Origin of the sequence: Streptomyces sp. YIM 98790 (assembly GCF_011421595.1) — a bacterium.
GTDB lineage: Bacteria > Actinomycetota > Actinomycetes > Streptomycetales > Streptomycetaceae > Streptomyces.
Map to the genome: position 1 here is coordinate 17687 of NZ_WTLH01000032.1, position 24527 is coordinate 42213.

Consider the following 24527-nt stretch of genomic DNA (forward strand, 5'->3'; position numbering starts at 1 on the left):
GTTGCCGCGGCTCAGGGCGCGCCGGGCAGGGTGGCCAGACCGTGCACACCGCTTGCGGTGCGGGTGACGGAGGCCAGGAAACCGCCGGCGCGCGGCGAGGCGCGCTCGGTCAGCCAGGCCTCGTCCACCTCACAGACAGTAACCTTCACCGGCGTGTCGGCCAGCACCAGCGGCAGCGTGTGCACCACGGTGGAGGGGAAGCTGAGCACATGGGCGGCGACCGGGCCGCGCCGGGCCACCAGCTCCAGCGGCAGCTCGGGCCGGACGATCTCCAGTCCGGCCTCCGCCGCCACCCGCCGCAGCTTGTCCGCGCCCTCCCGGCGGTGCGCGAAGTAGCGGGTGACGCCGTAGCGCCCGGCCAGGGCACGGACCGCGGCCAGGTAGTCGTCCTCCCGGACCACACCCGTCTCCACCAGTGAGGTGCCGACCAGGTCGGCCCCGGGAGCGAGGGCCGGCGGGCCGAAGCGCTCCCGCGTCCAGCGGAAGTCGTTGGCCATGACGCTCATGCCGTCCGGGACCTCGACCGGCATGGCGCTGAACAGCTCCACGGAGCGGCGGCCGGGGCGCGGCCGCAGCCGGGTGACGGCGCGCCGGGCCACGGGGGCGAACAGCGCGGCGCGCGGCCCGCGCGACGGCTTGCGGTGCCAGCGCACCAGCCGTTCACCGCGGGCCAGTTGCGCGGCGAACTCCATGGTGGCGGTGCCGTCGTCGACAACCACCACCTCCCGCGGCCGGGACAGCGCGAGCAGCGTCTGTATCCAGCGGGAGAAGGGGTCGCCGACCAGCAGCACCCGCGCCCGGCGCAGCCGGGCGGCCAGACCCGGCAGGGTGCGGACGCCCGCGCCGGGCGTGCGGACCTCCCGCCAGAGCACCCGGTGACCGGCCTCCCGGGCCAGCCCCGCCATCCGGCGCAGCTGGTCCCGGGCACCGGCGTCGCGCGGCGGCAGCACCACCACGCGCAGCCCGGCCTCCCCGCGTCCCCGGGCCCACTCCAGCACATTGAGCAACTGCACCGGGCTCTCCACCAGCGCCAGCCGGCCGCCCTCACCGGACCGCCGCTCCCCCGGCCCGGGGGACGCCGCGCCGGCTCCCCCGGCGGGCGTGCCGGCCGCCGGGCCTTCCGGGCCGCCGCCGGGGCCGGGGACGGGATCGGGTCGGGTCATGTGGGGTCCCCCGGGGTCACGGTGCGTCAGACCATCGCCGGCTCGGTGCCGGCCGCGGACTCCTGCTGCTCGGCCACGACGCCCTTGACCCGGCGCAGCTTCTTCATCGGGGCAAGCTCGCTGTCGTAGACCTTCTTCACGCCGTCGCCCAGGGACTCCTCGATGATCCGGATGTCGCGGACCAGCCGGGTCAGGCCCTGCGGCTCCACCGAAGCGGCCTGGTCCGAGCCCCACATGGCGCGGTCCAGGGTGATGTGCCGCTCCACGAAGACCGCGCCCAGCGCGACCGCGGCCAGCGTGGTCTGCAGGCCGGTCTCGTGGCCGGAGTAGCCGATCGGCACGTTGGGGTACTCGGCCTGCAGGGTGTTGATGACCCGCAGGTTCAGCTCGGCGGCCTTGGCCGGGTAGGTGCTGGTGGCGTGGCAGAGCAGGATGTTCTCGCTGCCCAGCACCTCCACCGCGTGCCGGATCTGCTGCGGGGTGGACATGCCGGTGGACAGGATCACGGTGCGGCCGGTGGCGCGCAGCGCGCGCAGCAGCTCGTCGTCGGTGAGCGAGGCGGAGGCCACCTTGTGCGCCGGGATGTCGAACTGCTCCAGGAACGCCACGGCCTCGGTGTCCCAGGGCGAGGCGAACCAGTGGATGCCCTTGCGGCGGCAGTACTCGTCGATGGCGCGGTACTCCTCCTCGCCGAACTCCACCCGGTGCCGGTAGTCGATGTAGGTCATCCGGCCCCAGGGGGTGTCCCGCTCGATGTCCCACTGGTCGCGCGGGGTGCAGATCTCGGGCGTGCGCTTCTGGAACTTCACGGCGTCACAGCCCGCGTCCACGGCGGCGTCGATCAGCGCGAGGGCGTTCTCCAGATCGCCGTTGTGGTTGATGCCGATCTCGCCGGTGATGTAGACGGGACGGCCGGGGCCGACCACCCGGTCGCCGAAGGTGCGCAGTCGGGGGGCGCTGACAGGGGTCATGATGCGATGAGTTCCTTTCCGAGAATCCACGAGGCGATCTCGCGGATCGCGCCGGCCCCACCCGGGGCGGCGGTGACGGCGCGCGCCGCGGCGCGGACGACGTCATGGGCGCCGGCCACCGCAACGGGCCAGCCGACCAGGTGAAAACAGGGCAGGTCGTTGACGTCGTTTCCGGCGTAGAGCACGCGCTCCGGGGCTATGGCCCGCTCCTCGCACCACTGCTTGAGGGCGAGGTCCTTGCGGTCGATGCCGTGCAGTACCGGGATGCGCAGCTTGCGCGCCCGGGCGGCGACGACCGGGTTCTCCTCGGTGGACAGGATGAGCAGCGGCAGCCCGGCCCGGCGCAGCGCCGCGATGCCCAGGCCGTCGCCGCGGTGCACGGCGACCAGCTCCCGTCCCTCGGAGTCGATCAGCACCCGGTCGTCGGTCTGGGTGCCGTCGAAGTCGAGCACCACCGCGTCGATGTCCTCGCGGGTCGGGCGGATGCCCGAGCCCGGCGGCGGTGCGGCGCCGGCCTCTGCCGCCGCGTGGGCGTCGTCGCCGTCGAACAGCGGGGCCAGGGCGCGGGCCCGGGCCAGGTCGTGCGGGTCGTCGATCTCCAGCACCCGGGCCGGGTCGGTGGGCACCAGCTCGGTGCGGCCGAAGAACCGGTGGCGCCGGTCGCGGAAGCCGGGGGCCCGCATGGCGTACGCGGCGCCGGTCTCCAGCAGGTCGCGGGGACGGTCCTGGCGGCGCGGGCGGTGGCTCTTGTCGTGGTTGACGCCACCGGCGTCGCCGTCCGGGCCGGTGTTCTCCCGCCAGACGAAGCCGTGGAACGGGGCCACGGTGAGCGCGGTGTCGGCGCCGTCCCGGACCGCGCGGGCCACCCCGTCGATCTCCTCGGCGGTGAGGAACGGGCTGGTGCACTGCACCAGCAGCACCACGTCGGCGGCGGTGCCGTGCCGCTGCTCCCAGCCGTCCATGGCGTGCAGCACCGCGGCCTCGCTGGTGGCGGTGTCGCCGGCGATGTCCGCCGGGCGCTCGACCACCTCGGCGCCGGCCGCGCGGGCGGCGTCCGCGATGCCGGGATCGTCGGTGGAGACGACCACGGCGGTCACCAGCCGGGCCGCCCGGCAGGCCCGGACCGCACGGGCGACCAGCGGCACGCCCCCGACCGTGGCGAGGTTCTTGCCCGGCACGCCCTTGGACCCCCCGCGGGCGGGGATCACGGCCAGCACCTGTGTGGTCATCGTCTCGTCCTCGGTTCCATGCGGCGTACGGGTATGCGGCGGGGGTGCGGGGCCACGGGGTTCACATCCGGCCCCAGCGGCGGACGGCCGGGGCGACGCGCTGCACCCCGGCGCGGTAGGCGCCGCGCGCGGCACGGTGCACCAGGCGGCGGGTGGCGGCCCGCATGCCGCGCCCCGCGGCCGTCTCCGGGTCGCGGTAGCCGGGCAGCGGCTCGCCCTTGGGGTCCAGGCCGTGCCGGGCCAGCAGGCCGGGCAGATAGCCGGGGGCGGTGCGCGCGGTGTAGTAGGGGGCGAGCGGCGGCAGCCCGTCGTGCCGGGCGCGTACGGTCAGCGCCTCCAGCCGGGCCCGGGCCACCGCGAACGCGCGGTCGACGGCGTCCTCGGCGTCCTCGGGGTTCCCGGGGTTCCCGGGGTTCTCGCCCTGCCGCCCGCCCTCGGGGTCCGGGGAGACGCCCTGGTCGGTCAGCCAGCGGGGGTCGGGCACCGGCAGACGGCCGTCGTCGAGCTCGTCCCAGGAGGCGTAGCAGCCGGAGCCGGCGTAGTAGTGATTGCCCAGCGGTTCCCGGATGCCCAGGTCGGTGAGGACGGCGGTGGGGATGCCGCGGCACAGCGCCTCCAGCGCGGCCGTGGAGCTGACCGTGACCAGCAGGTCGGTGGTGTCCAGCACCTCGTCCATGCGGCCGTAGACGAGGCGGAAGTTGCCCGGCAGGCTCTCCTTGGGCAGCCGGCCGGCCAGCCGCTGGTAGGGCACCTCGTCGATGTGGGTGGTGTGCTCGCCGGGCTTGCTGCGCAGCTTGAGCAGCACTTCCCGGTCGGGGTGGCGCCGCGCGTGGGCCACCGCCCGGTCCAGCAGATAGGCGCGCTCCCGGCGGGTGTCCGGCACCGAGGGCTGCACGGCGAAGACCACCCGGTACGGGCGCTCGCCGCGCCGGACGGCCCCGGGGTCGTGGCGCGGGCCGCCGAGGAACGGCAGGGCGCAGGGCGTGACCGTGCCGGTCTCGGCGCCCACCCCGCTGTACACCTCGCGGAAACGCGCGGCGTCGAAGGGGCTGTTGGCGAGGACCAGGTCGGCGCCGTGGCGCAGCAGCAGGCCCTGGACCAGCTTTTCGTAGACCACACCCACATAGCCGGTGGCCACCACCGGCCGGTGCGCGGCGGACGGCCAGCGGCGCGCCAGGGCGTGCAGGGCGGCCTGCACGGTGTGGCCCACGCAGGCCAGCAGCAGCAGGTCGGTGCCCCGCCCGGGCTCGTCCTCCCGGGCCAGCTCCTCCACCAGGCCGGCCAGGCTGGTCTCGCGCAGCGCGGCGGCGCTCACCCCGGTCTCGGCGAGCTGGCGGGGGGAGGGCGTGGCTCGGCCGCGGAGCAGATAGCCGTGGAGTTCCGCTCCGGGAGCGAGGCGGCGCGCGGTGAGCGCCCCCCACTTCCACCGGGTGTCGGAATCCGCCAGCACGGCCACGCGCCGCGGAGCGGGAGAGGTTACGGACACATCAGCGAAACTAGGCATTCCCGGGGCGCGCCGGGTCAACTTCCCCGCAAATGCACGTGAACAGCAGGCAAAGAGCCGCCCAACCGGCCATGTGGGAGCGGGTGTCCCACCAGGTGCACGCCTCGGTTTATGCTCCCGTCATGTTTAGGCGGGGAAAAGAATGAACGGAGTTCACCTGCCGTCATTCACGGCACTCCGGCACCGGTCGTTGCGTTCCTTCCCGCCGGCACCGGTGCCGGCGGGAAGGAACGCAACGGGAACGGCCGGCGGACCGGCGGCTCAGAAGGTCTCGGAGGGCACATAGGCCCCCCACACCTCGCGGAGCAGATTGCACACCTCGCCCACGGTGGCGCGGGCCTTGAGCGCCTTGCGCATCGGGTAGAGCACGTTCTCGGTGCTGCCCTCCGCCGCCGCGCGCAGCTCGGCCAGGGCCGCGTCCACCGCCGCCTGGTCACGCCCGGCGCGCAGCTTCTGCAGCCGCTCTGCCTGCTGCGCCTCGATGGCCGGGTCCACCCGCAGCGGCTCGTAGGGCTCCTCCTCGTCCAGCTGGAAGCGGTTGACGCCGACCACCACCCGCTCGCCGGAGTCGGTCTGCTGGGCCACCCGGTAGGCGCTGCGCTCGATCTCGGACTTCTGGAAGCCCTGCTCGATGGCCTCCACGGCCCCGCCCCGGTCCTCGATCTGGCGCATCAGCTCCACCGCGGCGGCCTCCACGTCGTCCGTCATGGACTCCACCACATAGGAGCCGGCGAACGGGTCCACGGTGGCGGTGACATCGGTCTCGTAGGCCAGCACCTGCTGGGTGCGCAGCGCCAGCCGGGCGGCCTTCTCGGTGGGCAGCGCGATGGCCTCGTCGTAGGAGTTGGTGTGCAGCGACTGGGTGCCGCCGAGCACCGCGGCCAGGCCCTGCACGGCGACCCGGACCAGATTGACCTCCGGCTGCTGCGCGGTGAGCTGCACGCCCGCGGTCTGGGTGTGGAAACGCAGCATCATCGACTTGGGGTTCTTCGCACCGAATTCCTCCTTCATCACCCGCGCCCAGATCCGGCGGGCGGCCCGGAACTTGGCCACCTCCTCCAGGAAGGTGGTGCGGGCCACGAAGAAGAAGGAGAGGCGGGGCGCGAAATCGTCCACGTCCATCCCGGCGGAGATCGCGGTCCGCACGTATGCGATGCCGTTCGCCAGGGTGAAGGCGATCTCCTGGGCGGGAGTGGCACCGGCCTCGGCCATGTGGTAGCCGGAGATCGAAATGGTGTTCCACTTGGGGATCTCGGCCCGGCAGTACTGGAAGATGTCGGCGACCAGGCGCAGCGAGGGCTTGGGCGGGAAGATGTAGGTGCCGCGCGCGATGTACTCCTTGAGCACGTCGTTCTGGATGGTGCCGGCCAGCTTGTCCGGGGACACCCCCTGCTCCTCGGCGACGAGCTGGTAGAGGAGCAGCAGCAGCGCGGCCGGGGCGTTGATGGTCATCGAGGTGGAGACCCGGTCCAGCGGGATGCCGTCGAAGAGCACCCGCATGTCGTCCACCGAGTCGATGGCCACGCCGACCTTGCCGACCTCGCCGTGCGCCAGCGGGGCGTCCGAGTCGTGGCCCATCTGGGTGGGCAGGTCGAAGGCGACCGACAGGCCCGTGGTGCCGTTGGCGATGAGCTGCTTGTAGCGGGCGTTGGACTCCACCGCCGTGCCGAAGCCCGCGTACTGGCGCATGGTCCAGGGGCGGCCGGTGTACATCGTGGGGTACACGCCGCGGGTGTAGGGGTACGCGCCGGGTTCGCCCAGCTGTACGGCCGGGTCCCAGTCCTTGAGTGCCTCGGGGCCGTAGACCGGCTCGATGGGCTTGCCGGATTCGGACTCTCGCGCCATGGTTCATACCCTCCCGCCGTGGATGGACCCTCAGCGACGGACTGTAGCGAGGGGTCTGCGGCGGGTGCGAGAGGCTCCCGCTGGGAATTCCATCACATGAACAACTCACAGGTGCAAAGCGCCATGGAACGGCCCATCCCGCCGCGGTCACCCGCCCGTCGGAAAACTCCCGGAACACCCGGAACGACTCCATCGGGGCAACGCCCCCGGAAAAACAGGGCGCGGGCGGGACAAGGGGGAAATGCCCCGCCCGCGCATGGGCGCCCCGCGGGCACGGGGGGAACCCCGGGGGACCCGAACGGCCGATGACCAGTCGGCCTGTTATCTACAGCGTTCCCCGCTCCGAAACCGTTACCACCGGCGAATCGCCCGGCACACCGCCGTGCGGGACGGCGGAGCACCCCGCGAGTGCCCCGCGAGTGCCGTGCAAGCCGGCCTGCGAGGACGGACGGGCCCGGCCGCCCCGCGCGGGCGCCCGGCAGACGGGCCGGTCAGCGGTGGCGGGAGGACATCTGCGGGACCCGGGCCCCCGGCAGGGCCGGCCCGGAGGTGGCCTCCGGCGTCTCCGCCAGCACCTTGGCCAGCCGCCGCAGCCCGCGGTGCGCGGCGGTGCGCACCGCGCCCGGGCGGCAGCCCAGCAGCACGCCCGCCTGCTTGGCGTCCAGCCCCATCATGGTGCGCAGCATCACCGCACCGGCCTGCTCCCGGGGCAGGGTGCCGACCAGCGCCACCGCGCGGTCGGTGGCCACCGCGGCCAGTGCCTCCTCGGCGGTGTCCGCGGCGGCCGGCAGCTCCGCGAAGGCCGTGTCGTCCGCCAGTTCCACCGGTCTGCGGCCGTGCGCGCGCAGATGGTCCAGGGCCCGGTTGCGGGCGATCCTGGTGGTCCAGCCGCGGAACCGGTCGGCGTCGCCGTGGAAGCGCCCCAGATCCCGCGATATGTGCAGCCATGCCTCGGCCGTGACGTCCTCGGCGTCCGGTCCGGCGACTATGGTCCGGACGTAGCCCAGCAGCCGTGGATGGAGAGCCCGGAAGACCCGGCCGAAGGCCGTCTCGTCGCCCCGCTGCGCCGCGAGTACGGCGTCGCTGAGCTCGCTGTCTGCCCCCTGCACTCGAACCCGCCCCTCTTCACGGTGTGACCGCAAGTGTGACCGCATACTGTCGCAGAGCTGGTAACCGTGTGTCTCTGTGAGTTGTACGCTACGCGACGAATGCCTGCACGTCCATGCCTCCCTCAAGGACCGTCGGTGCCCGGCCATCCGGGGCCGGCCGGGCCGGTGCGCGCACCAGTAACACAATGGCCCCGTGTGGCGCTGAAGCCAACGTGGACGCGAGCGCCGCGGGGCTCGCGCGCCCGTGGCAGCCGGGGTCTCTCCTGTGGGGGGTGGCGGCCCCGGCTGCCCCGTCCGCCCGTTCCCTCCGTCCGCCGGGTCCCTCCGCCGGTTCACGGCCGCGAGCGCCGGGCGGGGTCCGCGCCGGGCCGGCCCTCTGTGCGCCAGGAGCCCGGATACGGCCGTCCGGCAGTCCCGAACTCAGCCATCCGTGCCTGATTGATCACACTTCCGGGGGCGGAGCAACCGACTCCGGGTGGCGTCGATAGCATGTCGGCGGCCGGTGGACCGTACCCGGCCGGGCCCGGCGGACGTCCCCTCGTCAAGGAACTGGCCGGCCGGCCCTACATCCGCTCCCGGAGGGTTTTTCCGTGCCGGCAGGAACGCTGTACCGCGGCCGGGAAGGCATGTGGTCATGGGTGGCTCACCGAGTCACCGGTGTCCTCGTCTTTTTCTTCCTGTTCGTTCATGTGCTCGATACCTCGCTCGTCCGCGTGTCGCCGGAGGCCTACGACGACACCATCGCCGTCTACAAGACGCCGATCGTCGCCTTCATGGAGTACGGCCTCGTCGCCGCCGTCCTCTTCCACGCCCTGAACGGCCTGCGCGTCGTCGCCGTGGACTTCTGGAACAAGGGCCCGCGCTACCAGAAGCAGATGCTCTGGGCCGTGATGGGGCTGTGGGCCCTGCTGATGGCCGGAGCCGCGTACCCGGTCCTCGGGCACGCCTTCCGCGAGCTGTTCGGGAGCTGATGACTCATGTCCGCCATCACCACCGAGAACGCGCAGGGCTTCGGCCCCGACAACCCCGCGCCGCGCATCGACCCGCCGCGCGCCCGCACCCGCCGCACCCCGCGCAGCACCCGCACCAACTTCGAGCTCTACGCCTGGGTCTTCATGCGGCTCTCCGGCATCCTGCTCGTCGTGCTCGTGCTGGGCCATCTGCTGATCCAGCTGGTGCTGGAGGGCGGCGTGACCAAGGTCAGCTTCGCCTTCGTGGCCGGCCGCTGGGCCGACCCGGTCTGGCAGGTATGGGACCTGCTGATGCTGTGGCTCGCCATGCTGCACGGCACCACCGGTCTGCGCACCATCATCAACGACTACGCGCAGCGGGACGGCACCCGCTTCTGGCTGAAGATGCTGCTCTACACGGCGGCCGTGTTCACCATCGTGCTGGGCACCCTGGTGATCTTCACCTTCGACCCGAACATCCGCTGACGCACCGGGGCTGACGAGACTCATGCAGATCCACAAGTACGACACCGTCATCGTCGGAGCCGGCGGCGCCGGGATGCGCGCCGCGATCGAGGCCACCAAGCGCAGCCGGACCGCCGTTCTGACCAAGCTCTACCCCACCCGCTCCCACACCGGCGCGGCCCAGGGCGGCATGGCCGCCGCCCTGGCCAACGTCGAGGAGGACAACTGGGAGTGGCACACCTTCGACACCGTCAAGGGCGGTGACTACCTGGTCGACCAGGACGCCGCGGAGATCCTGGCCAAGGAGGCCATCGACTCGGTCCTGGACCTGGAGAAGATGGGCCTGCCGTTCAACCGGACCCCGGACGGCACCATCGACCAGCGGCGGTTCGGCGGCCACACCCGCAACCACGGCGAGGCCGCGGTGCGCCGCTCCTGCTACGCCGCGGACCGCACCGGCCACATGATCCTCCAGACGCTCTACCAGAACTGCGTCAAGGAAGGTGTGGAGTTCTACAACGAGTTCTACGTGCTCGACCTGCTGCTGACCGGGACCCAGGCCGGCCGCAAGCGGACCGCGGGCGTGGTGGCCTACGAGCTGGCCACCGGTGAGCTGCACATCTTCCAGGCCAAGGCGGTGATCTTCGCCTCCGGCGGCAACGGCAAGTTCTACAAGGTGACCTCCAACGCCCACACCCTGACCGGTGACGGCCAGGCGGCGGCGTGGCGGCGCGGGCTGCCGCTGGAGGACATGGAGTTCTTCCAGTTCCACCCGACCGGCATCTGGAAGATGGGCATCCTGCTCACCGAGGGCGCCCGCGGCGAGGGCGGCATCCTGCGCAACAAGGACGGCGAGCGCTTCATGGAGCGGTACGCGCCGACCATCAAGGACCTCGCGCCGCGCGACATGGTCTCCCGCTCCATCTACACCGAGATCCGCGAGGGGCGCGGCTGCGGCCCGGACGCCGACCACGTCTACCTGGACCTCACCCACCTGCCGCCGGAGCAGCTCGACGCCAAGCTGCCGGACATCACCGAGTTCGCCCGCACCTACCTGGGCATCGAGCCGTACACCGACCCGATCCCGATCCAGCCCACCGCGCACTACGCCATGGGCGGCATTCCCACCACGGTGCGCGGCGAGGTGCTGGCCAACAACACCGACGTGGTGGAGGGCCTGTACGCGGCCGGCGAGGTGGCCTGCGTCTCGGTGCACGGCGCCAACCGCCTGGGCACCAACTCGCTGCTGGACATCAATGTCTTCGGGCGGCGGGCCGGGATCGCGGCGGCCGAGTACGCCTCCACGGTGGACGGCCATGCCGAGCTGCCGGAGGCGCCCGAGACCTTCGTGGCCGAGACCCTGACCCGGCTGCGCGACTCCGAGGGCGGCGAGCGGGTGGCCGACATCCGCCGCGAGCTGCAGGAGACCATGGACAAGAACGCCATGGTGTTCCGCACCGAGCAGACCCTGAAGGAGGCGCTGGAGGACATCGGCGCGCTGCGGCGGCGGTACCGGAACGTCTCCGTGCAGGACAAGGGCAAGCGGTTCAACACCGACCTGCTGGAGGCGTTCGAGCTGGGCAACCTGCTGGAGCTGGCCGAGGTGCTGGTGGTGTCCGCGCTGGCCCGCAAGGAGTCCCGCGGCGGGCACTACCGCGAGGACTACCCCAACCGTGACGACGTCAACTTCATGCGCCACACCATGGCGTACCGCGAGGTGGACGCGGACGGCAACGAGTCGATCCGGCTGGACTACAAGCCGGTCACCCAGACCCGCTACCAGCCGATGGAGCGTAAGTACTGATGAGCACCGCGACCGCAGCACGTCCGGAGAGCGCCGCCGGCGGCGCCCCGGCAGCCCACAAGATCACCGCCACCTTCCGGATCCGCCGCTTCGACCCGGAGGTCTCCGACAAGGCCGTGTGGCAGGACTTCACGATCGAGATCGATCCCAAGGAGCGGGTGCTCGACGCCCTGCACCAGATCAAGTGGGACGTGGACGGCACGCTGACCTTCCGCCGCTCCTGCGCGCACGGCATCTGCGGCTCGGACGCCATGCGCATCAACGGCCGGAACCGGCTGGCATGCAAGACGCTGATCAAGGACCTGAGCCCGCAGAAGCCGATCACCATCGAGCCCATCAAGGGCATGACGGTGCTCAAGGACCTGATCGTCGACATGGAGCCGTTCTTCCAGGCGTACCGCGATGTGATGCCCTTCCTCATCACGACCGGGAACGAGCCGACCCGGGAGCGCCGGCAGTCGGCGGAGGACCGGGCCCGCTTCGACGACACCACCAAGTGCATTCTCTGCGCGGCCTGCACGTCCTCCTGCCCCGTCTTCTGGAACGACGGCCAGTACTTCGGCCCGGCGGCGATCGTCAACGCGCACCGCTTCATCTTCGACTCGCGGGACGAGGGAGGTGAGCAGCGGCTGGAGATCCTCAACGACAAGGACGGCGTCTGGCGCTGCCGCACCACCTTCAACTGCACCGATGCCTGCCCGCGCGGGATCGAGGTGACCAAGGCCATCCAGGAGGTCAAGAGGGCGCTGATCACGCGCCGCTTCTGAGCGCTCGCGCGCACGGCCGGACGCGTCGCCGTCGCGGGGCCGGTACCCGGTCCGGGTACCGGCCCCGCGCGTGCGTCCGCCCGGCGCGGCACGGCCGGGTCACCGGGCCTCCGGGTCCGCGCGCCGGTCAGGCGTCGTGGGGTTCCCAGTAGGTCTCCACCTGGTGGCCGTCCGGGTCGGCGCACTTGAACGCGACATAGGCCGGTTCGTCGTAGTCCTCGGTGATGCGCAGACCGTCCCCGCGCATCCGGGCGAGCAGGGCCCGCACCTCGCCGGGCGCGGCGAGCCGGAAGCCGAAGTGCAGGAAGGGCGGCGGCGGGCCGACCTCCTGGACGCCGTGCAGCGCGAGGTCGAAACCGTCGGCGTTGCGGATGATGACGGTGCCGTCGTCGTACTGCCGCGCGGTGCCGGGACCGAAGCCGAAGTACGTCTCGTAGAACCGCTTGCTGCGCGCCACGTCCCGCACGGGAAGGCCGAGATGGTTCAGGTGCATGAACCGCAGCGTGGAGCCTGAGCGCGGCGGACGCAAGCGGAATTCCGCGCCGCGCACCGGGCGGCGGGGGTGCAGGGGCCCGGCCCCGCCGCCGGTGGGCCGTTCGCCTCATGCCCGCGGGCCGGCGGTGACGTGGGGGTTCTCCCGGCGGGTGGCCGGTGCGACCGTGGGGGGATGGAGCATCTTGTCGCACGGCTGCGGGAGGGCCTGCCCGCCGAGGCCGTGCTCACCGATCAGGACGTCATGGCGTCGTACGCGCACGACATGGCCGGCTTCTGTCCGGCCGGCCGCCCGGCGGTGGTGGTGCTGCCCCGTACGGTGGAGCAGGTGCAGCACGCCCTGCGGACCGCGAGCGCGCTGCGGGTGCCGGTCGTGCCGCAGGGGGCGCGGACAGGGCTGTCCGGGGCGGCGAACGCCGTGGACGGCGGCATGGTGCTGTCCCTCCTGCGGATGGACCGGATTCTGGAGATCGACCCGGTGAACCGGATCGCCGTGGTGGAGCCGGGCGTGGTCAACGCCGACCTGACCAAGGCGGTGCAGGCGCAGGGCATGACCTACCCGCCCGACCCGTCGAGCTGGGAGCAGTGCACCATCGGCGGCAACATCGGCACCGCGTCCGGCGGCCTGTGCTGCGTCAAGTACGGGGTGACGGCGGAGTATGTGCTGGGGCTGGACGTGGTACTGGCCGACGGCAGACTGCTGCGCACCGGCCGGCGGACCGCGAAGGGGGTCGCCGGGTACGACCTGACCCGCCTGTTCGTGGGGTCGGAGGGGACGCTGGGGGTGGTGGTGCGGGCGGTGCTGGCGCTGAAGCCGGCTCCTCCGCCGCAGCTCGTGCTGGCCGCGGAGTTCCCCTCCGCGCAGGCGGCCGGCGAGGCGGTGTGCGCGGTCATGGCGGCCGGGCACACGCCGTCGCTGCTGGAGCTGATGGACGCCACCACACTGGCCGCCGTCAACCGGCTGACCCGGATGGGTCTGCCGGAGAGCACCGAGGCGCTGCTGCTGTGCGCCTTCGACACCGCCGAACCGGCCGCCGATCTGGCGGCGGTCGGTGCGCTGTGCCGGGAAGCCGGGGCCACCGAGGTGGTCCCGGCCGAGGACGCGGCCGAGTCGGAGATGCTGCTGGCGGCCCGCCGCTCCGCGCTGGTGGCGCTGGAGGCGGTGACCGGCACCACCATGATCGACGACGTGTGCGTGCCGCGCAGCAGGCTGGCGGAGCTGCTGGGCGGGGTGGCCGCGATCGGCCGCCGGCACCGGCTGACCATCGGGGTGGTGGCCCACGCGGGCGACGGCAATACGCATCCCACGGTGTGCTTCGACCCGCGCGACGAGGACGAGTCCCGGCGGGCCCGGGAGTCGTTCGACGAGATCATGGCGCTCGGCCTGGAACTGGGCGGCACCATCACCGGCGAGCACGGGGTGGGCGTGCTGAAGAAGGAGTGGCTGGCCCGGGAACTCGGCCCGGTGGGGCTGGAGATGCAGCGCGCGGTCAAGCGGGCGTTCGATCCGCTCGGGATTCTCAATCCGGGCAAGGTGTTCTGAGCCGGGCGGCCGCGGAAGGCGCCCCGTCCCTGGAAGGGGCGGGGCGCCTTCCGTTGTGACGGGGGCCACCGGCCCCGGTGTTGAACATGTTCAAAAGCGGGGGTACGGTCGAGGAGCCGAGATTTTGAACATGTTCAAGAAGGAAGTGAGGGGCCGGGAATGGACCTCAGCGTGGTGGCATATGTGATCTATCTGGTGGTCAGCATCGGTCTGACCGTCTGGGTGGCGCGCACGCTCAGCCGGAACGGACGGGTGTTCCTGGTGGACGTGATGCGCGGCAACGAGTCGCTGGCCGAGTCCGTCAACCACCTGCTGGTGGTGGGCTTCTACCTGGTCAACCTCGGGTTCGTGGCGCTCCACCTGCGCAACGGGGCCGTCATGGAGGACTGGCGGGTGGTCATCGAGGAACTGTCCGTGAAGCTGGGCGTGGTGCTGCTGGTGCTGGGCGCCCTGCACCTGGTCAACGTGTTCGTCTTCCACCGGATCAGGCGCCGCGGCATCCAGGAGCGCGAGCAGCACCCGCCGGTGCCGCCGCAGGGCTGGACCACGGCCGTGCCCACACCGGGAGCCTGAGCCGTGGGCGGGAAGCAGGCCGCGTTCCCGGTACGGCGGCTGACCGTGCTGTACGACCCGGACTGCCCGCTGTGCGCCTTCGTCCGCACCTGGCTGGAACGGCAGCGGCAGCGCGTGCCGCTGGACCCGGTGCCGGTGGCGTCGGAGGAGGCCCGGCGCCGGTTCCCGCACCTGGACCACGGCGCCACGCTCCGGGAGATCACCGTGATCGGCGACTCCGGCCAGGTGTACCGGGGCACGGCGGCCTGGATCGCGGTGCTGTGGGCGCTGGACGGGTACCGCGGCCTGGCGCACCGGCTGTCCACGCCCGCCGGGCGGCCGTTCGCCCGCGCCGCGGTGCTGGCCGCCGCCCGTTACCGGGAGACGCACGGCTCCGCGCTCACCGGGCCGGCGCGGCCGTCCGGGCAGGCGGAGGGGGCCTGCCCGGACGGCTGCGCGGTGCCGGACACCCGGCCCGGCCCGGCGCCGGGCTAACCTCGGGCAGGTGAGCGATGGTGTGGACGGACGGGCGGCGGCCGGGGCAGGCGGCACGGGCACCGGCCGCCGGCCGGTGAAGAGCGGCCGGACCGAGAAGAGCGAGCAGACCCGGACCCGCATCCTGCAGAGCGCCATGCGCCTCTTCGAGGAGCGCGGCTACGACAAGACCACCATGCGGGCCATCGCGCAGGAGGCCGGGGTCTCGGTGGGCAACGCCTACTACTACTTCGCCTCCAAGGAGCACCTCATCCAGGGCTTCTACGACCGGATCGCCGCCGAGCACCGGGCGGCGGTCCGGGACGTGCTCGCCCGGGAGACCGACCTGGCCGCACGGCTGCGCGGCGTCATGCTGGTCTGGCTGGACATCGCGGAGCCCTACCACCGGTTCGCGGCACAGTTCTTCAAGAACGCCGCCGACCCGGACAGCCCGCTCAGCCCCTTCTCCCCCGAGTCCAGCGGCCCGCGCGAGGCGGCCATCGACGTCTACCGCGAGGTGCTCTCCGGGGCCAGGGTGAAGGCCGATCCGGAACTGGCCGAAATGCTTCCGCAGTTGCTCTGGCTCCAGCAGATGGGCCTGGTGCTCTACTGGGCGCACGACCGCTCGCCCGGCTGTGCCCGCAGCCGCCGCCTGGTGGAGCGGGCCGCGCCGCTGGCCGCCACCGCGGTGTCGCTCTCCCGGTACCGGGTGCTGCGCCCGGTGGTACGGGAAATCCGGGACATCCTGCACGACTTCCTGCTCCCCAGCGACCAGGCGGAGGAGGCGCGGGAGCGGGGCGGAGGCAGATCCGCGGGGCCCGGCGGGGAACGCACCGGAGGGGAAGGCACCGGAGGGGAACGCACCGGAGGGGAACGCACCGGAGGGGAAGGCACCGGAGGGGAACGCACCGGAGGGAAGGACGACCGGAAGGACAGCGGGGGGCCGCAGGGCGGCGCGGGGCGGTGAGACGGGTCCGGCCCCCGTGCCCGGTGGCGGGCGCGGGGGCCGGTTCGTCCCTCGTCGCTGCGCTGCGTTGCGCGGTGGCCGCGCGGGCCGCCGCGCAACGCGGCGCAGTCGGCCCGCGGAACCGGCAGAGGCGCCGGCACAGGCGCCGTCAGAGGCGGTCGAGCTCCCAGAGGCGGAAGATGCCTCCGGCGTCGCGCAGGTTCTGCAGTCCGGTGATCTCGCGGACCGCCACGGTGATCTGCCAGTCCTGCCAGATCGGGATCACCACCGCGTCCTCGGCGGCGAGCGCCTGGATCTCCCGGAACAGGTCGGTGGTGCTGCCGCGCTGCGGCTGCCCCTTGGTCTCGGCGACGAGCTGCGCGAGCCGGGCGTTGGCGTACCCGTGGGAGAGGACCGAGTCCTCCAGCAGCAGCGGGGCGGTGTAGGTGTCGGGGTCGGAGAAGTCCGGCCGCCAGCCCACGAAGTAGGAGTCGATGTCCCCGGCCTGGAGAGCGCCGAAGATCTCGCCGAAGCTCTGGAACTCCTGCACGGTGATCTCGAAGATGCCGTCCGCCTCCAGCATCGCGTCGACGAACGCGGCCTCCTCGGCGTGCACCTGGCCCGCGTAGCCCAAGTTCAGCGCGATGGGCAGGTCGTAGCCCGCGTCCTCCAGGCTGCCGCGGACGTCCTCCGGGCCGGTCTCGGCGTACAGGTCGTAGTAGGGCGTGCCGTGCCCGGCGACGCCGACCGGGATCAGCGAGTAGGCCGGCTCCACGGTGTCCAGCCGGACCTGGGAGGAGATGGCGTCCCGGTCCAGCAGCGCGGCCAGGGCCCGGCGCACCGCCTTGTCACCGGTGGGGCCGGGGCCGTTCACGCCGTTGATCAGCATCCGGACCGAGAACCCGGTGGTCTCCTCGTACCGGATGGTGGCGTCGTTGCGGTCCACGGCCACGATGTCCTCGGCCGCCATCTGCCCCGCGTTGACGTCGATCTCCCGCTTCTCCCAGGCCTCCTTCAGCTCCTCCGGGCCCGCGTAGTAGCGGATGGTGGCGGGCAGCCTGGGCCCCTTCACGGCGCCCTTGTAGTCGGGATTGGGCACCAGCTCGGCAAAGCCGGGAGTGCCGGTCTCCTCGTCGACCTCGGCGTAGTCCTTGAGCACATAGGGTCCGGAGCCGGTTGCCTCGCCGTCCTCCCGGGGCGCGTCCAGCGGGTACTCCTCGCGGTCCACGATGGAACCCGCGCCGCCCGCCAGCACATACGGGAAGGTGACGTCCGGCTCGGCCAGCTCGAAGATCACGTCCTGCCCGTCGGTGCGCACCGCCTCGACGCCCTGCAGCAGGCTGATCGGGCCGCTGTAGGCGAACCGGTCGGCCTCCGGGATGGACTCGTCCTCGGCCTCCTCCTCGGCCCGCTGCGCCATGGCCTGGATGCGCTCGATGGAGAACTTCACGTCCTCGGCGGTGACGGCCCGGCCGGAGGAGAAGCGCAGGCCCTCGCGGAGCGTGCAGCGGTAGACCTGGTAGGCCTTGTCGGTGAACTCGCACGACTTGGCGGCGTCCGGGACCGGGGTGTCCGAACCCGAGCTGAGGGTGAGCAGCCCCTGGAAGAGGTTGCTGTACAGATCCCATGAGCCGGCGCTGTAGCTCGCCCCCGGGTCGAGGGATTCGGCCCGGTCCGTCACGCCGACCACGATCGGCTTCTCGTTCCCGGCGTCGGAACGCAGAACCAGCCAGCCTCCGACTGCGCCCACTACCAGGACGCCGGCCAGCAGTATGCCTATGCCCCCTTTGGCGCTGATCGCTCGCACCCCGACGTGCCCCTTCTTGGTCAAGACCTGTTGCGAGCTCAGCCAACCACAGCGCGACCCCCCATGCACCAGCCGTATCACAACGGACCGGCCACAACTCAGGGTGTGATCGCACGGCTACTTGGGCACCCGGCTCACCGGATGACGCCCACGGGGACGGCTGTCGCGGCCCCCGTGGGCGGCGCTCACTCCAGTACCGTACCGGGTACCTCGATCCGGAACTCCACCTGCACCGGACTGCCGCTCATGGTGACGGTGACGCGCTGCTCGCCGAGCTGCGGCGCGTAGACGGCCAGCAGATAGTCGCCGAGCTCCGGGGCCTGCAGCCGGAAGGCGCCGTCCGGGGCGCTGCGGGTCTTGGCGATCTGCCGGCCGCCGCGGTTGCGGGCCAGTGTGACCACGGCGCGGGGCAGGGCCACCCCGAAGGCGTCGCAGACGGTGCCGTGGATGAGCAGGTCCTCCTCGGAGACGGCGGTGCCCACGGTGGCCCCGGCCGCTCCCTCCGGGCCGGCGGCACCGGTGGTGCCGGGCGAACCGGTGGTGCCGCTGTCGATGAAGTCGATGCCGTCGATGCCGTCGATGGTGTCCATGGCGCCGTGTCCCCCCGTGCCGATGCCGTTGCTGCCGTTACTGCCGCCGCTGCCGTCTCTGCCGCTGTCGCTGTCGCCGCCCGTCCCGGGGCCGCCGCCCCGCTGCGCGGCGGCGCCCTCGTCGCCGCCGCGCGAGAGGGAGTCCGACATTCCCCACACTCCTCATCTCGTCCGCTGTCCGGTCACCCTGTCCGCGCCCGTGCTGCCGTCATGGTCATTGCTGCCGTTGTCCGTCCGGTCGTCCCACCGGTGTCCGCTCCGCCGCCGGGAAGCCCTCCGCTCCGGCTGCCGGCGGGCCCGCGGCCCCACGCCGCGGTACCGGTGCCCAGATGTTGCCGTCTCGTTATCCAAGGACACCAGCGTGGCCCGAATAGTTGACTGACAGAAGAGCGAAAGAAGAACAGCTTTCCACTCGGACGGGGGTCAGGCCCGGGTGGAGGCCAAGGTGACGACCGTGATGTCCGGATCTGCCCCGACTCGTACCGGTGGGCCCCAGGCTCCGGCCCCGCGGGTGACATAGAGCTGGGTGTCGCCGTAACGCTCCAGTCCGGCGACCGTGGGATTGGCCAGCGCGGCCAGATACGGGCCCGGCCAGAGCTGGCCGCCGTGGGTGTGCCCGGAGAGCTGGAGATCCACGCCGTAGTCCACGGCNAGAGCTGGAGATCCACGCCGTAGTCCACGGCGTCGTGGATCTGCACCGGCTGGTGCGCCATCAGCACGCTGGCCCGCTGCCGGTCCCGGTCGCCCAGCGCCGCCTCGAAGTCCGGGCCCTGGCCGTCGCTCTCGCCCTCGAGGTCGTTGACCCCGGCCAGGTCGAAGGCGTCCAGCTCCACCCGGGCGTTCTCCAGCGGGGTCATGCCCAGCTCGCGCACATGGTCGATCCACTGCCCGGCGCCGGAGAAGTACTCGTGGTTCCCGGTGACGAAGTAGGCGCCCTGCCGGGCCCGGAGGTCGGCCAGCGGGGCCGCGGCCGAGCGCAGCTCCGCCACATCGCCGTCCACCAGGTCGCCCACCACCGTGATGAGGTCCGGCTGGGTGCGGTTGATGGCGTCCACCACGCGCCGGCAGTGGCCGCGGCCCATGAGCGGGCCGAGGTGGATGTCGCTGACCACGGCGATCCGGTAACCGTCGGCGGAGCGGGGCAGCTTGGCCAGCGGGACGGTGACGTGCTTGGTGGTCAGGTTGCGGGCGGCGTAGCTGCCGTATCCGACGGTCGCGGCGGCGGCCGTGGCGGCGCCGACGGCCACGGTGCGGGCGATGAACAGCCGGCGGCCCGGGTCCTCCGGCCCGGCGGGTACGGCGGCGCCCGCCGCACCGGCGGGCGCCGCGGACGCCCCGGACGCCCCCGGGGCGGCGGTCCCGCCGGAGGCGCCGGGGTGCCCCTGGGCCGCGGTGCCGCCTCCGGAGGAGGATGCGGGGGAGGACCGGGCCGCGCCGACCAGCAGCGCCCGGTCGTCCTCCGGGCCCGCGGCATCCGCCCGGTCCGCCTGCCCGGCGCTGCCGGCGGACGCGGCGGCGTCCCGGCGGCGGAGCCAGATCCGCAGCAGCGGCCGGACCAGCTCGCCGGCCAGCAGTGCCAGCAGCAGATAGAGCAGCAGCGCGGCCCAGTAGAAGCCGGGCCAGGAGAGCACCTGCCGCAGCCCGAAGGGCACGCCCGCCATGGCTCCCGCCTGGGAGGCCACCAGGGCCGCGGGCAGCAGGAAGATCAGCACCGTGCCGGTCCGGCGGTAGACGCTCCCCGGTGCCGAGACATCGCGCACCAGGCGGCGCCACAGATACCAGTGGGCGAGGCCGATCACACCGATCAGCACGAGGACGAGGACGACGGCAAGGACGATCATTCCGAACCCTTTCGCTGGTCTGGCTCAGCGGGTAGGACGCACAGACAGCGAAAACCGATGAGTCCGTTCGGGATTCCGGGGCAGGCCATGGGTTCCAGTATCCCGGACCACGGGTCACCCGACCGGAGGGTTCTCGCCCCGATGATCCGAAAATCTCACCGATTCGGCTCTCCCCGGCTGGTGGCACGTGTGGGTACCACAGGTAAGTTCACGATGTGTTGACTCGCGTCTTGTCATCTCGTCGTATGAGCAGATCGCGCGGGGTGCTGCGTGGCTCCCCGGCCCGCCGCCGCGCGATCGCCGCCGCCGCGCTGGCCCTGCCCGTCCTGCTGGGCACGGCCCCCCCGGCGGTCGCCGCCGAGGACGAGGACACGATCGACGATCCCGCCCCGCCCGCCAGGATGTCCACCATCGGCGGCGAACTGCTCGGCCGCAGCGGCACCCAGGTGAAGCTGCTGGACGGCGCGCCCCGACTGCCCAGGACCACCTGCCGGGCATGGATCGTGGCGGACGCGGACAGCGGGGACGTGCTGGCCGCCAAGAACGCCCACTGGCCGCTGGCCCCCGCCAGCACCATCAAGATGCTCTTCGCCGACACCCTCCTCGGCAGCCTGGACAAGGAGCAGAGCTACCTGGTCGATCCCGCGGACTTCGTGGACATGGGCGCGGGCAGCAGCCGGGTCGGCATCGCGGACGGCCAGACCTACACCGTGGACCAGCTCTGGTACGGCGTCTTCCTGGCCTCCGGCAACGACGCGGTGTACGCGCTGACCGCGCTCAACGGCGGCAAGGAGAAGACCGTCCGGCAGATGAACGAACGGGCCGAGGAACTCCAGGCCATGGACACCCGGGTGGTCAACCCGGACGGCTACGACGGCCCCGGCCAGGTCTCCTCCGCCTACGACCTCACCCTCTTCGCCCGCGCCGGCATGCGCGACGAGGACTTCCGGCGCTACGCCTCCACCGCCACCTACGACTTCCCGGGCGCGGTGGAGGAGGACGAGCAGGACGAGGACGAGGACGGCCCGGACGGCGACGGCGGCAGCAGCACCGGCGGGGAGGACCCCAGGCGCGGCGACGGACCGGAGAAGCCGCCCAAACGGCCCACGTACCAGATCCAGTCCACCAACCGGCTGCTGGTCGGCGACTCCGGCCTGGACCCGTACAAGGGCATCATGGGCGTCAAGAACGGCTACACCTCCAAGGCCGGGTTCACCTACACCGGAATGGCCGAACGGAACGGCCGGACCCTCATCGCCACCTGCATGAACCCCGAGGACGACGACCGGCTGCGGGTCTACAAGGAGACCGCGGCCCTGTTCGACTGGGGCTTCACCGCGGCCGGCAAGGTGGAGCCGGTCGGCGAACTCGTGCCGTCGCTGACCGAACTGGCCGAGCAGGAGGCCCAGGAGGCGGAGAAGAACGGCAAGGACGCCGGGGACGGCGAAGACGGCGAGGACCGGGGCCTGGCCGAGGCGGCCGGCGAGAAGGACGGCTCCTCCGGCGGCCCGGTGGGCACCGTCACCCTGCTCTCCACGACCACCGCGCTGATGGTCGGTCTGCTGGCGGGTGCCTGGCTGCTGGGCCGGCGGCGGCGCGGCAGGAACCGCCCGCTGCGCGTCTATGTGATGCCCAAGCGCCCCGACCGGCCCTCCGGCGGCTGACCGCCGGCACCGGAGCGCGGCGCCCGCCGCCGGGGCTCCCGCGGCCGCCGCGGCCGCCGTCCCTGCCCCTGCCGCTGCGCGGCCTGGTGCGGCAGCCGGGCCGGGCCGGGCGGCGCTAGGCCGTGGTCTGCGGGCGCCGGGCCGCTGTCTGCTGGTGCGGCAGCCGGGCCGCCGGAGCGGCCGTGGTAGGGAAACGGAACTCCCGGCGCAGTCGCCACACGCCCTCTCCGTCCTGCTCGTGCAGGGCGAAGCCGTGCGCGGTCCAGCTTGCCTCGTACCCGGCCAGCTCGCGCTGGGCCAGATCGAGCGCCTCCTCGGCGATGCCGTGAGCCACCGTCACATGCGGGTGGTAGGGGAAGGGCAGCTCACGGGCGAGCGGCCCGCCGGGCTCCCGCACCCGCTGCTGGAGCAGCCCGCACTCGCCCGCTCCCTCCACCACCCGGACGAAGACCACGGGGGTGAGCGGGCGGAACGTCCCGGTGCCGGACAGCCGCATGGTGAAGGGCCGGCCGGCCGCGGCGATGGCCGCCAGATGCTCCTCGACGGCCGGGCACTCGTCCACCGGCACCTCGGTCGGCGGCAGCAGGGTCACATGGGCGGGAATGCAGACGGCGGCGGAGTCACCGAAACCGAGCCGGCGCTGCTGGAGCAGACCGCCGTGCGGCTCCGGGACCGCGAGCGACACGCCCAGCGTGACGATCCCCACCTCCATGTCCGTGCTACTCCCTCCTGCCGAGCCCGATGCCCGTGCCAGTGTGGCCGGTGCGCGCCCGTAAAGCGAGCAGTCTTCCGCCCTTCTTGGCCGGGCCGAAGGTCCGTTGACACCACTGTGCAGCGGAGATGCCGTCCCGGTGCACTTCCTCACAGCCACGGCGTGCCGCGGGCGCGGCGGCGCACGGCCCCGGTGCCGGGAGCACCGGCCCGGCGCGCGGCAGCACGGGCGGCGGTGCGGTCAGCGCCGCTGGGGCAGGAAGCCGACCTTCTCGTAGGCCGCGGCCAGGACCGGGGCGGCCACCTCGCGTGCCTTGTCGGCACCGCGCGCCAGGATCGCGTCGAGCTCGGCCGGATCGTCCAGATAGCCCTGCGCGCGCTCGCGGAACGGGGCCGTCCAGTCGGCCACGATCCCGGCCAGCTCGGTCTTCAGCGGCCCGTAGAGCTGCCCGGCGAACTTCTCCTCCAGCTCCTGGATCGTCAGGCCGGTCAGCGCCGCGTAGATGGTCAGCAGATTGCTGACCCCCGGCTTGGCGACCGGGTCGTAGCGGACCACGGTGCCGGTGTCGGTGACCGCGCTCCTGATCTTCTTGGCCGACACCTTGGGGTCGTCCAGCAGATTGACGATGCCCTTGGGCGAGGACGCCGTCTTGCTCATCTTGATGGACGGGTCCTGCAGGTCGTAGATCTTCGCGGTCTCCTTGAGGATGTACGCCGAGGGGACGGTGAAGGTCGTGCCGTAGCGGCCGTTGAACCGCTCGGCCACGTCCCGGGTCAGCTCGACGTGCTGCCGCTGGTCCTCCCCCACCGGCACCTGGTCCGCCTGGTACAGCAGGATGTCCGCCGCCTGGAGGATCGGGTAGGTGAACAGCCCCACCGTGGTGCTCTCCGCGCCCTGCCTGGCGGACTTGTCCTTGAACTGCGTCATCCGGCTGGCCTCGCCGAACTGGGTCATGCAGTTCATCACCCAGCCGAGCTGCGCGTGCTCCGGGACATGGCTCTGCACGAACAGGGTGCAGCGGTCCGGGTCCAGGCCCGCCGCCAGCAGCTGGGCGGCGGCCAGCCGGGTCGCCGCACGCAGCTCCCGCGGGTCCTGCGGAATGGTGATCGCATGCAGGTCCACGACCGCGTAGAAGGCGTCGTGGGTCTCCTGCAGGGCGACCCACTGGCGGACGGCGCCGAGGTAGTTGCCCAGGTGGAAGGAGCCCGAGGTGGGCTGGATACCGGAAAGCACGCGAGGACGATCGGTGGCCATGCCGGCCATTCTCTCAGCACCGGAACCCCGGGCGTCCCCCCGGTGTAGGAAGACGACGGGACACTGCGGTGGCCGGCCGCGGCAGGCGGCCGGCCGGGACGGACGAGGAGACGCGCGGTAGCGGAGAAGGACACCGGAGCGGACCCGGCGGGACCGGCGGGACCGGCAGGCAGGGCCGGGGCCGCCGCCCGGGAGGACGGGGACCGCGACGGGGAACTGGTCGCACGCATACGCGCCGGGGAGCCGGACGCCTATGCGTCGCTGGTGCGCGCCCACTCCGGGATCGCGCACCGCACGGCCGCCCTGCTGGGTGCGGGCGCGGAGACGGAGGATGTGGTGCAGATCGCCTTCGTCAAGGCGTACCGGTCGCTGGACCGGTTCCGGGACGGCGCGGCCTTCCGGCCGTGGCTGCTGCGCATCGTGGCCAACGAGACCCGCAATGCCCTGCGCGCGCTGGGCCGCCGGGCGGCGGCCGAGCGGCGCGGTGCCGCGCTCGACGGGCTGGGCGCGGTGGCCCCGGAGGAGCGGCTGGCGGTGGCCGACGCGTCCACGGCCGTGCTGGCCGGGGAGCGCCGCCGGGAGCTGGTGGGCGCGCTGCGGACGCTGAGCGAGCCGCACCGGCAGGTGCTGGTGTGCCGGTTCCTGCTGGACCTGGACGAGGAGGAGACCTCGGCGGTGCTGGGGTGGCCGCGCGGCACGGTGAAGTCGCGCCAGCACAGGGCGCTGGCGCGGCTCCGGGCACGCCTGGCCGGCGCCCCGGACCCGGACCCGGACCCCGACCCGGACCGGGACCGGGGCCGGGGCCGGGGCCGGGGCCCGGCGCAGGGTGCCGGTCCGGGTCGGGG

The 24527-nt window shown here is 72.7% G+C and carries 21 protein-coding genes and 1 pseudogene; 10 read left to right on the forward strand and 12 right to left on the reverse strand.

Going from position 1 to position 24527, the window contains the following annotated elements; translation table 11 throughout:
* Positions 1 to 11: 11 nt before the first annotated feature.
* The 6 genes from GQS09_RS08385 to GQS09_RS08410 all read right to left on the reverse strand — a co-directional run bounded on the left by GQS09_RS08385 (position 12) and on the right by GQS09_RS08410 (position 7821).
* The gene (locus GQS09_RS08385; protein WP_243761226.1) at positions 12 to 1163 is read right to left on the reverse strand and encodes a hypothetical protein; all 1152 of its coding nucleotides are present in this window, start codon (positions 1161 to 1163) and stop codon (positions 12 to 14) included.
* Positions 1164 to 1189: 26 nt separating this feature from the next.
* Positions 1190 to 2134: an N-acetylneuraminate synthase family protein gene (locus GQS09_RS08390; protein ID WP_165985368.1), complete on the reverse strand. Its 945-nt coding sequence runs from the start codon at positions 2132 to 2134 to the stop codon at positions 1190 to 1192.
* Positions 2131 to 3363, reverse strand: a complete 1233-nt coding sequence (locus GQS09_RS08395; protein ID WP_165985369.1) for an acylneuraminate cytidylyltransferase — start codon at positions 3361 to 3363, stop codon at positions 2131 to 2133. Before GQS09_RS08395 ends, GQS09_RS08390 begins: the two co-directional genes overlap by 4 nt.
* A gap of 61 nt (positions 3364 to 3424) precedes the next feature.
* Complete coding sequence (locus tag GQS09_RS08400) at positions 3425 to 4867, reverse strand: DUF6716 putative glycosyltransferase (protein ID WP_165985370.1); 1443 nt, start codon at positions 4865 to 4867, stop codon at positions 3425 to 3427.
* A gap of 261 nt (positions 4868 to 5128) precedes the next feature.
* Positions 5129 to 6712 (reverse strand): methylmalonyl-CoA mutase, encoded by a 1584-nt coding sequence (locus GQS09_RS08405; protein ID WP_165985371.1) that lies wholly within the window; start codon positions 6710 to 6712, stop codon positions 5129 to 5131.
* Positions 6713 to 7203: 491 nt separating this feature from the next.
* Complete coding sequence (locus tag GQS09_RS08410; protein WP_165985372.1) at positions 7204 to 7821, reverse strand: RNA polymerase sigma factor; 618 nt, start codon at positions 7819 to 7821, stop codon at positions 7204 to 7206.
* A gap of 590 nt (positions 7822 to 8411) precedes the next feature.
* On the opposite strand from GQS09_RS08410, the gene sdhC reads away from it, so the two are divergent.
* The 4 genes from sdhC to GQS09_RS08430 are packed head-to-tail and all read left to right on the forward strand — an operon-like array spanning position 8412 to position 11807.
* On the forward strand, positions 8412 to 8792 hold the full coding sequence (sdhC, locus tag GQS09_RS08415) for a succinate dehydrogenase, cytochrome b556 subunit (protein ID WP_165985373.1): 381 nt from the start codon (positions 8412 to 8414) through the stop codon (positions 8790 to 8792).
* Between the two features lie 6 nt (positions 8793 to 8798).
* Positions 8799 to 9257 (forward strand): succinate dehydrogenase hydrophobic membrane anchor subunit, encoded by a 459-nt coding sequence (locus tag GQS09_RS08420; RefSeq protein ID WP_165985374.1) that lies wholly within the window; start codon positions 8799 to 8801, stop codon positions 9255 to 9257.
* Positions 9258 to 9279: 22 nt separating this feature from the next.
* Positions 9280 to 11040, forward strand: coding sequence for a succinate dehydrogenase flavoprotein subunit (gene sdhA, locus GQS09_RS08425; RefSeq protein WP_165985375.1), 1761 nt, complete (start codon positions 9280 to 9282; stop codon positions 11038 to 11040).
* On the forward strand, positions 11040 to 11807 hold the full coding sequence (locus GQS09_RS08430) for a succinate dehydrogenase iron-sulfur subunit (RefSeq protein WP_165985376.1): 768 nt from the start codon (positions 11040 to 11042) through the stop codon (positions 11805 to 11807). Before sdhA ends, GQS09_RS08430 begins: the two co-directional genes overlap by 1 nt.
* 127 nt (positions 11808 to 11934) lie before the next feature.
* On the opposite strand, the gene GQS09_RS08435 is transcribed toward GQS09_RS08430, so the two are convergent.
* The gene (locus GQS09_RS08435; protein ID WP_165985377.1) at positions 11935 to 12300 is read right to left on the reverse strand and encodes a VOC family protein; all 366 of its coding nucleotides are present in this window, start codon (positions 12298 to 12300) and stop codon (positions 11935 to 11937) included.
* Positions 12301 to 12474: 174 nt separating this feature from the next.
* Here GQS09_RS08435 and GQS09_RS08440 point away from each other — a divergent pair, with 174 nt between their 5' ends.
* From GQS09_RS08440 to GQS09_RS08455, 4 genes are all read left to right on the forward strand, one after another.
* The gene (locus GQS09_RS08440; protein ID WP_165985378.1) at positions 12475 to 13842 is read left to right on the forward strand and encodes an FAD-binding oxidoreductase; all 1368 of its coding nucleotides are present in this window, start codon (positions 12475 to 12477) and stop codon (positions 13840 to 13842) included.
* A 159-nt stretch (positions 13843 to 14001) separates the two neighbouring features.
* A complete protein-coding gene (locus GQS09_RS08445; RefSeq protein WP_165985379.1) occupies positions 14002 to 14415 on the forward strand; it encodes a hypothetical protein in 414 nt (137 codons plus the stop codon).
* 3 nt (positions 14416 to 14418) lie between these two features.
* The gene (locus tag GQS09_RS08450; protein WP_165985380.1) at positions 14419 to 14889 is read left to right on the forward strand and encodes a DCC1-like thiol-disulfide oxidoreductase family protein; all 471 of its coding nucleotides are present in this window, start codon (positions 14419 to 14421) and stop codon (positions 14887 to 14889) included.
* Positions 14890 to 14965: 76 nt separating this feature from the next.
* A complete protein-coding gene (locus tag GQS09_RS08455; RefSeq protein WP_313896052.1) occupies positions 14966 to 15835 on the forward strand; it encodes a TetR family transcriptional regulator in 870 nt (289 codons plus the stop codon).
* Between the two features lie 148 nt (positions 15836 to 15983).
* On the opposite strand, the gene GQS09_RS08460 is transcribed toward GQS09_RS08455, so the two are convergent.
* From GQS09_RS08460 to GQS09_RS08470, 3 genes and pseudogenes are all read right to left on the reverse strand, one after another.
* Positions 15984 to 17621 carry an ABC transporter substrate-binding protein gene (locus tag GQS09_RS08460; RefSeq protein ID WP_165985381.1) on the reverse strand — a complete coding sequence of 546 codons (1638 nt, stop codon included), beginning with the start codon at positions 17619 to 17621 and terminating at the stop codon, positions 15984 to 15986.
* Positions 17622 to 17806: 185 nt separating this feature from the next.
* A complete protein-coding gene (locus GQS09_RS08465) occupies positions 17807 to 18361 on the reverse strand; it encodes a carboxypeptidase-like regulatory domain-containing protein (protein WP_165985382.1) in 555 nt (184 codons plus the stop codon).
* 273 nt (positions 18362 to 18634) lie between these two features.
* Positions 18635 to 20052 (reverse strand): annotated as a pseudogene (locus tag GQS09_RS08470) (metallophosphoesterase).
* Between the two features lie 245 nt (positions 20053 to 20297).
* Here GQS09_RS08470 and GQS09_RS08475 point away from each other — a divergent pair.
* Complete coding sequence (locus GQS09_RS08475) at positions 20298 to 21716, forward strand: D-alanyl-D-alanine carboxypeptidase family protein (protein ID WP_165985383.1); 1419 nt, start codon at positions 20298 to 20300, stop codon at positions 21714 to 21716.
* Positions 21717 to 21831: 115 nt separating this feature from the next.
* On the opposite strand, the gene GQS09_RS08480 is transcribed toward GQS09_RS08475, so the two are convergent.
* Positions 21832 to 22422, reverse strand: coding sequence for a 2'-5' RNA ligase family protein (locus GQS09_RS08480; RefSeq protein WP_165985389.1), 591 nt, complete (start codon positions 22420 to 22422; stop codon positions 21832 to 21834).
* A 246-nt stretch (positions 22423 to 22668) separates the two neighbouring features.
* On the reverse strand, positions 22669 to 23682 hold the full coding sequence (trpS, locus tag GQS09_RS08485; protein ID WP_165985384.1) for a tryptophan--tRNA ligase: 1014 nt from the start codon (positions 23680 to 23682) through the stop codon (positions 22669 to 22671).
* 216 nt (positions 23683 to 23898) lie between these two features.
* Between trpS and GQS09_RS08490 the strand changes: the two genes are divergently transcribed.
* Positions 23899 to 24527, forward strand: a 629-nt coding sequence (locus GQS09_RS08490; protein ID WP_165985390.1) for a sigma-70 family RNA polymerase sigma factor, incomplete at its 3' end; no start/stop codon positions are given.